The following is a 7,916-nucleotide window of genomic DNA, read 5'->3' on the forward strand; positions in this document are numbered from 1 at the left end:
CGGGCAGCTGTGACAATCCATAACCTAAAAGACCTTCTGGCTGAAGGTGTTTCGGGTCGCGGTGTGCTGGTGCGCTCCGATCTGAATGTCCCCCTCGACGACGGCGGCTCTATCACCGACCCAGGCCGGATCACCGCGTCGGTACCCACGTTGAAGGCGCTGCTCGATGCCGGTGCCAAGGTAGTGGTCACCGCCCACCTTGGCCGTCCCAAGGATGGCCCCGACCCCAAGCTGTCGCTGGCGCCGGTCGCCGCAGCGCTGAGTGAGCAGCTGGGCCGGCACGTGCAGTTGGCCGGCGATGTCGTTGGCACCGACGCACTCGCTCGCGCCGAGGGACTCACCGACGGCGACATCCTGCTGCTGGAGAACATCCGGTTCGACAAGCGCGAGACCAGCAAGGACGACGGTGAGCGCTTGGCCCTGGCCAAGAAGCTCGCTGAATTGGTTTGGCCCGGAGGCGCTTTCGTCTCCGATGGGTTTGGCGTGGTGCACCGCAAGCAAGCCTCGGTGTACGACATCGCCACCCTCTTGCCGCATTACGCGGGCACCCTAGTGGCCGACGAAATTCGGGTGCTGGAGCAGCTGACCAGCTCGACCGAGCGGCCCTATGCGGTGGTGCTGGGCGGATCGAAGGTGTCCGACAAGCTCGGCGTTATCGAGTCGCTGGCGACGAAGGCCGACAGCATCGTGATCGGCGGCGGCATGTGCTTCACTTTCCTTGCCGCACAGGGGTTTTCCGTTGGTACGTCGCTGCTGGAAAACGAGATGATCGAAACCTGCCGCAGGTTGATGGAGACCTACGAGGACGTGCTGCGGCTGCCGGTCGACATCGTGGTCACAGAAAAATTCGACACCAAATCGCCGCCACAGACGGTGGCCGCTGACGCCATCCCCGCCGGCTTGATGGGCCTGGACATCGGCCCGGGATCGATCAAACGGTTCACCACGTTGCTGTCCAACGCAAAGACCGTGTTCTGGAATGGCCCGATGGGTGTGTTCGAATTTCCCGCGTACGCGGCGGGCACCAGAGGGGTCGCCGAGGCGATCGTCACCGCGACCGGCAAGGGCGCCTTCAGCGTGGTCGGCGGTGGCGACTCCGCTGCCGCGGTGCGCGCTCTCGACATCTCCGAAGGCGCGTTCTCGCACATCTCCACTGGCGGCGGCGCATCGCTGGAATATCTGGAGGGCAAAACGCTTCCCGGCGTCGAGGTGCTTAGTGGGCCCCAGCCTGGTCAAGAAAAGGGAGGCGGGAATTCGTGAGCCGCAAGCCGCTGATTGCCGGCAACTGGAAGATGAACCTCAATCATTTCGAGGCGATCGCGCTGGTGCAGAAGATCGCATTCTCGTTGCCAGACAAGTACTACGACAAAGTCGACGTCACGGTCATCCCGCCGTTCACCGATCTGCGCAGCGTGCAAACCCTGGTCGACGGTGACAAACTGCGATTGACATACGGGGCGCAGGACTTGTCGCCACACGACTCCGGTGCCTATACCGGCGACATCAGTGGGGTCTTCCTGGCCAAGCTGGGCTGCAGCTACGTCGTCGTTGGGCACTCCGAGCGGCGGACCTACCACAGCGAGGATGACGCGCTGGTCGCCGCCAAGGCGACCGCCGCTCTCAGGAACGGCCTGACCCCGATCGTCTGTATCGGTGAGCATCTCGATGTCCGCGAGGCGGGAAATCATGTGAGCCACAACGTCGAACAGTTGCGCTGCTCGCTGGCCGGATTGTCCGCCGACCAGATTGGTGCCGTCGTCATTGCGTACGAGCCGGTCTGGGCCATCGGCACCGGGAGGGTGGCCAGCGCCGCCGACGCCCAGGAGGTGTGCGCGGCGATCCGGAGCGAGTTGGCGTCGCTAACCTCATCGGGGATTGCCGACACGGTGCGGGTGCTCTACGGCGGATCGGTGAACGCTAAAAACGTCGGCGACCTCGTCGCACAGGAAGACATCGACGGCGGCCTAGTCGGAGGGGCGTCGCTGGACGGGGAGCAGTTCGCGACGCTGGCGGCGATCGCCGCCGGTGGTCCGTTGCCCTGAGCCGCGATGACGAGCCGACGTTGTCGGGCTGACTGACCGGCGGGCTGATGCATCAACCTCCCGCGAGTGGGCGCGACATCACTCTAGGCGTGACACCGTATCGGGGCACGACGCCGGCGCGCCCGGTCCCGGCCGCGGCTACCCCAGGCATCCCGGGCATCCCGGGCGCCGCGCTGTCGCCGGCCGGCAGCGTGGTCATTGGAGTGCCCTGAAGTGCCCTGACCGTGGTGACCGTGGGTGTGGTCCAGCTGGGCGGTACTGACAATTGCCCCACCCAGCCAGCGCGGCGCAACCCCGCGGATACCTCGCCAAGTCCGATACCGAACCCGCCCTTAGATACCGCATCGCTCAGGGCTTTGACTGAGCTAGCCAGCGGGGCGAGTCCGGTCGGCGCAGCCTCGACTGCGGGAGCCGCGAGGTTGGGCAATATGCCCAAATTTTTCTCGGCCCCAATGATTCCGGTACCCATTGAGTTTATGTTGTTGATGGAGCTGACCGTTGCGTACCAAGCCATTATTCCGTCGAGAAAGGTGAAATCGTCCTTGACGAGCGATGGGAACGGCAACGCGTTGACGAATTCGCCTGCCCCGACGAAAAAGGGCGTCAGCTCGGGCGCGATTGGTAGCAGCAAAGTTCCGATCTCTATTAGTAGGTTCCCGATCCAATTACCGTCGTCGGCGACGGCGCCGGCCGCAGCGTTGGTGACCGCGGCGGTCTGGGCGGGTAGACCAGCGGGGTCGGTCGTCTGCTGCGGGGAGGTGAACGGCGTCAACGTGACTGCGGACACCGAGGTGCCCGCATAATCGTGCATCACGATTGCATCGGTGATCCACATCTGCGCATAGGCGAATTCGGCGGCGGCGATCGCCGTGGAATTCTGGCCGAAGAAATTGGTTGCATTCAGCCATAGCAGCTGCGCGCGGTTAGCCGCGATGATCGGTGGAGGCACCGTCATCTCAAATGCCAGTTCAAATCCCCTCGCCGCCGCCGTAGCCTGCAGGGCCGTTTGCTGCGCCTGCGCTGAGGTTGCCTCCAGCCACTCAACGTATGGGGTGACCGCGGCGGCCATCGACACCGACGATGGACCCAGCCACTGGCAGCTGGTGAGGTCCGAGATCACCGATCGGTAGATCTCGGCTGTGGACTGCAATTCGGCAGACACCTGCGCCCAGCTCGCCGCGGCGGCCCGCAGCGAGCCCGACCCCGGACCGGCGTACATCAGCCCCGAGTTGATTTCCGGCGGTAACATCGCGAAATCGGTCAGCATTGCTCTATGCCTCCATGGCTGTGGTCGTGGTGACGTTCGCGGCCCAGCTGGGCGCAGACGAACCCCGCGCCGGACCTGGTCACGTCCAGGGGTGTGGTGGCCGGCGCCGGGGGTGCGATTTGTGTTTGCCCTAGGGGGTCAGACGATGAGGGCGCTTACGCGGGGTGCCGCGGCACTCGCGGTGTCCGGCGCTGGACAAGCCGTCGACTTTCGTATGGGAGCAACCGGCGACGGAAAGTTAGCTACCGCTGGACCTTCAGGAATCACCCGCAATGCCATTAGCGACATCCTCTCCGGCGCGTCTCGCTCATCGACGCGATTCGCTCGCGTCGAGGCAGGAACCGACCATTGCTCTCTCCGGGACCATGAATCTCACGGAATGTCGCTGTGGTCAACACTATCTTAGAGGTATGATTTAAATTCGTGTGGCTTGGTCCGACAAGGTTGGACAGGCAAATGTACAAGCCTTAGACACAGTACTGCGATATCGGGAACCGAGAGTGTCGATGTACAAAATTTGTACATGAGTGGGTAGTCCGCTTTAGGCAGCAGCAACGCCCGAAATATGGTCGCTTTACGCAGGCATTTTGGCTATTTGCACGCACAGCGGGCCCGAGTGGTTTTCAGTCCGTGGCCATACCCGACGCCGGGGGATGGGATTCCAAATCACCATGAGTTTGCACGGGAGATTGTGTCGCCTGAAATTATGGTTGCACTTTTCAACGCATCCAAGTGTGGCGTTATCGAAACTTCCGCCGACCAATTGCGCAAGGGCAATCCGATGATGGACACCGGGAGATGGAGGTACTGAACAAGCGGCAACACTCGTATCGCGATCCTGGAGGCGTGTCCGGAGCTTGGTAGGCTGCCGGACATGGAATTGGCCCTGCAGATCACCCTGGTGGTCACCAGTGTGCTGGTGGTGTTATTGGTGCTGCTGCACCGTGCCAAGGGGGGTGGCCTGTCGACGCTGTTCGGCGGTGGTGTGCAGTCGAGCTTGTCCGGGTCGACGGTGGTGGAGAAGAACCTGGACCGGTTGACGCTGTTCATTACCGGCATCTGGCTGGTGAGCATCATCGGCATTGCCCTGCTGATCAAGTACCGCTAACGCCCGATCACGCTTCTGAGTCGATGCGCGCTTAGATCGGGCTGCTGGACAACCGCATCGCGGGAACCAGCCACGGTACATCCGCATAATTGCGCATGCCTGCGTCGCCGCATCCGAATACCTACGACAATTGCCCCCGCAACTTCCGTGAATTGACGGATGGCTTGCCAGCGCACGGCGATAGCCAACGCACTGCGTGACGTCGCCAATGACGTCGGCGACGTGGATTTCCTCGACCTGCACCACGCGCTGGAAGGCCAACGAGGTATGCGCCTTTGAGGGCCCCGCGTCCCAAATCGTCCGAACCTGAGGAAATTGCATCCGTCGGCGGTACTTGATCAACTGGGCTATTCCGGTAATGGACACCAGCCAGACGCCGGTGATGAAACGTGTCAAACCGACGACGGGAGCCCCGCGAGCGGAGTACGCGATCGCCACTGATACTGGGACCCATGGTTGAGGTTTCCGATGCCGCACTCGAACCGATCGGCGACGTCCACCGGACCCGGCTTGGTCGCGAGGCAACCGAGCCGATGCGTGCCGACATCAGGTTGCTGGGCACCGTCCTCGGCGACACCGTGCGCGAACAAAATGGCGACGAGATATTCGACCTCGTCGAGCGGGCGCGGGTGGAAGCCTTCCGGGTGCGGCGATCAGAGATCGATCGCGCCGAGATGTCGCGGATGTTCTCTGGCATCGATATCCACCAAGCGCTACCCGTCATCCGCGCTTTCACTCACTTCGCGCTGTTGGCCAACGTGGCCGAAGACATCCACCGGGAGCGGCGCCGCCGCATTCACGTCGCCGCCGGCGAGCCGCCGCAGGACTCCAGCCTGGCCGCCACGTACGCGAAACTCGATCTGGCGCAATTGGATTCGGCCACGGTTGTCGACGCGCTAAAGGGTGCCCTGGTTTCCCCGGTCATCACCGCTCACCCCACCGAGCCCCGCCGGCGCACCGTCTTCGTCACTCAGCACCGGATCACCGAGTTGATGCGGCTGCACGCCGAGGGGCACACCGAGACCGACAGCGGCCGTAGCATCGAACTCGAGTTGCGCCGCCAGGTGCTCACCCTGTGGCAAACCGCGCTGATCCGGCTCTCTCGACTGCAGATCAGTGACGAGATCGCGGTCGGGCTGCGGTTGTACCCGTCGGCGTTCTTCGAGGTGATCCCGCAGGTCAACGCGGAGGTCCGGGAAGCGTTGCGAGCCCGCTGGCCCGAGGCCGATCTGCTGTCCGAGCCCATCTTGCAGCCGGGTTCCTGGATCGGTGGTGACCGCGACGGAAACCCTAACGTGACCGCCGACGTGGTGCGGCTGGCCACCGGTGGCGCCGCGTTCACCGCCTTGTCGCACTACCTGGCCGAACTCGACCACCTCGAGCAGGAGCTGTCGATGTCGTCGCGTCTGCTCACCGTTACCCCCGAGGTGGCCGCACTGGCCAACGGCTGCCAGGACCAGGCTCGCGCCGACGAGCCCTACCGGCGGGCGTTGCGGGGGATCCGCGCTCGCCTCACCGCGACGGCCGTTGAAATCCTCGATCAACAACCGCAGCATCTGCTTGACCTGGGATTGCCGCGGTACGCCACGCCGGCCGAGCTGCGCGCCGATCTCGACACCATCGATGCGTCGTTGCGTACGCACGGCAGTGCGCTATTGGCCGAAGACCGGCTGGCTCTATTGCGTGAAGGAGTGCACGTCTTCGGCTTTCATTTGTGCGGCCTGGACCTGCGGCAAAACTCGGACGTGCACGAGGAGGTGGTCGGCGAGCTGCTGGCGTGGGCGGGCGTGCACCCGGATTACCGTTCGTTGCCGGAAGATGAGCGGGTCGCGCTGCTAGTTGCCGAGCTGGCAACGCGCCGTCCGCTGGTTGGTGTCCGGGCGCTGGGGGTACCTCTCGCTTGCGGGGGCTTGTCCGACCTGGCCCGTAGCGAGCTGGACATCGTCGCCGCCGCGAACCACGCGGTCGAGACCTACGGCCCCGCCGCGGTACCCAATTACGTCGTCTCGATGTGTCGTTCGGTATCAGACGTGTTGGAGGCGGCGATCCTGCTGAAGGAGGCCGGCCTCCTGGACGCCTCCGGGACCGAACCGTACTGCCCGGTCGGCATTTCGCCGCTGTTCGAGACGATCGACGATCTGCACAACGGGGCGACCATTCTGCAAGCGATGCTGGACCTTCCGCTCTACCGAGCCCTCGTGGTGGCCCGGGGCGGATCCCAGGAGGTGATGCTCGGCTACTCAGACTCCAACAAGGACGGCGGCTACCTGGCCGCCAACTGGGCGGTCTACCGCGCCGAGCTCGCTCTGGCCGAAGCCGCCCGCAAGGCCGGAATTCGGTTGCGGCTCTTCCACGGTCGCGGCGGCACCGTCGGTCGCGGCGGCGGTCCCAGCTACCAGGCCATCCTGGCCCAACCACCGGGAGCGGTGAATGGCTCGTTGCGGCTTACCGAGCAGGGTGAGGTGATCGCGGCCAAATACGCCGAACCGCAGATGGCCCGGCGCAATCTGGAGAGCCTGCTGGCCGCCACCCTGGAATCGACGTTGCTGGATGTCGAGGGCCTTGGTGACGCGGCCGAGCCGGCCTATGCGGTGCTCGAGGAGGTGGCCGCGCTGGCGCAACGGGCGTACGCCGAATTAGTCCATGAGACACCGGGTTTCGTCGAGTATTTCCAGGCTTCAACGCCGGTCAGCGAGATCGGCTCGCTGAACATCGGCAGCCGGCCCGCATCGCGCAAGCCAACTCGGTCTATCGCGGATCTGCGTGCCATCCCGTGGGTGCTGGCCTGGAGCCAGTCGCGGGTGATGCTTCCCGGCTGGTATGGCACCGGCTCGGCATTTGAGCAGTGGATCGCGGCCGGCCCCGAAAGTGAAAGCGAGAGAGTGGAAGTCCTGCACGACCTGTATCAGCGGTGGTCGTTTTTCCGCAGCGTGCTGTCGAATATGGCGCAGGTGCTGGCCAAGAGCGATCTGGGCCTGGCGGCGTGCTACTCCGAGTTGGTGGCCGATGAATCGTTGCGGCACAGAGTGTTTGACAAGATCGCCGACGAACACCACCGAACGATCGCCATGTACAAACGCATCACGGGTGACGACGATCTGCTTGCCGACAACCCGGCCCTGGCGCGTTCGGTGTTCAACCGCTTCCCCTACCTGGAGCCGCTGAACCATCTTCAGGTGGAACTGCTGCGCCGCTACCGCTCGGGCGAGGACGACGACCTCGTGCAGCGCGGCATCCTGCTGACGATGAACGGCCTGGCCAGCGCGCTGCGAAATAGCGGGTAACCGGCCGCGACGGTCACCCGTGCGTTCCGGGTTTGCCATAAAACGGTCCGCCTGCGCCGCGGGCACCGCCGGTCCCGTCGGGCACGCCGATGCCGGCGCTTCCTCCGTTGCCGCCGTCACCGACCACCTGGGCATTGCCGCCTATGCCACCGTCTCCTCCGGAGCCGTCGTTGCCCCTGCTGCCATGGCCGCTCCCAACCCCGTCAGCCCCACCG

At 64.3% G+C, this 7,916-nt stretch carries 5 protein-coding genes and 1 pseudogene; 4 read left to right on the forward strand and 2 right to left on the reverse strand.

Annotated elements, in window-relative coordinates; translation table 11 throughout:
• The first annotated feature begins 9 nt into the window (after positions 1 to 9).
• The gene (locus MSIMFI_RS23300) at positions 10 to 1,260 is read left to right on the forward strand and encodes a phosphoglycerate kinase (RefSeq protein WP_191499348.1); all 1,251 of its coding nucleotides are present in this window, start codon (positions 10 to 12) and stop codon (positions 1,258 to 1,260) included.
• Entirely contained in the window at positions 1,257 to 2,042 is a 786-nt protein-coding gene (tpiA, locus tag MSIMFI_RS23305; RefSeq protein WP_191499349.1) for a triose-phosphate isomerase, read from the forward strand. Before MSIMFI_RS23300 ends, tpiA begins: the two co-directional genes overlap by 4 nt.
• Positions 2,043 to 2,094: 52 nt before the next feature.
• Here the strand turns inward: tpiA and MSIMFI_RS23310 are convergent, their stop codons facing one another.
• Entirely contained in the window at positions 2,095 to 3,309 is a 1,215-nt protein-coding gene (locus MSIMFI_RS23310; RefSeq protein ID WP_191499350.1) for a PPE family protein, read from the reverse strand.
• 874 nt (positions 3,310 to 4,183) lie between these two features.
• Between MSIMFI_RS23310 and secG the strand changes: the two genes are divergently transcribed.
• Positions 4,184 to 4,417 (forward strand): preprotein translocase subunit SecG, encoded by a 234-nt coding sequence (gene secG / locus MSIMFI_RS23315; RefSeq protein ID WP_163676457.1) that lies wholly within the window; start codon positions 4,184 to 4,186, stop codon positions 4,415 to 4,417.
• 452 nt (positions 4,418 to 4,869) lie between these two features.
• A complete protein-coding gene (gene ppc / locus MSIMFI_RS23320) occupies positions 4,870 to 7,701 on the forward strand; it encodes a phosphoenolpyruvate carboxylase (protein WP_191499351.1) in 2,832 nt (943 codons plus the stop codon).
• A 13-nt stretch (positions 7,702 to 7,714) separates the two neighbouring features.
• Here ppc and MSIMFI_RS23325 read toward each other — a convergent pair.
• Positions 7,715 to 7,916, reverse strand: a pseudogene (locus tag MSIMFI_RS23325) (PE family protein); the annotation flags it as partial.

The organism is Mycobacterium simulans (genome assembly GCF_900232995.1).
Classification (GTDB): Bacteria; Actinomycetota; Actinomycetes; order Mycobacteriales; family Mycobacteriaceae; genus Mycobacterium; species Mycobacterium simulans.

Excerpts from the sequence above, each read along its gene's own strand:
- MSIMFI_RS23310 (WP_191499350.1), bottom strand. The coding sequence starts at position 3,309 with ATGCTGACCGATTTCGCGATGTTACCGCCGGAAATCAACTCGGGGCTG.
- secG (WP_163676457.1), top strand. The coding sequence starts at position 4,184 with ATGGAATTGGCCCTGCAGATCACCCTGGTGGTCACCAGTGTGCTGGTG.
- ppc (WP_191499351.1), top strand. The coding sequence starts at position 4,870 with ATGGTTGAGGTTTCCGATGCCGCACTCGAACCGATCGGCGACGTCCAC.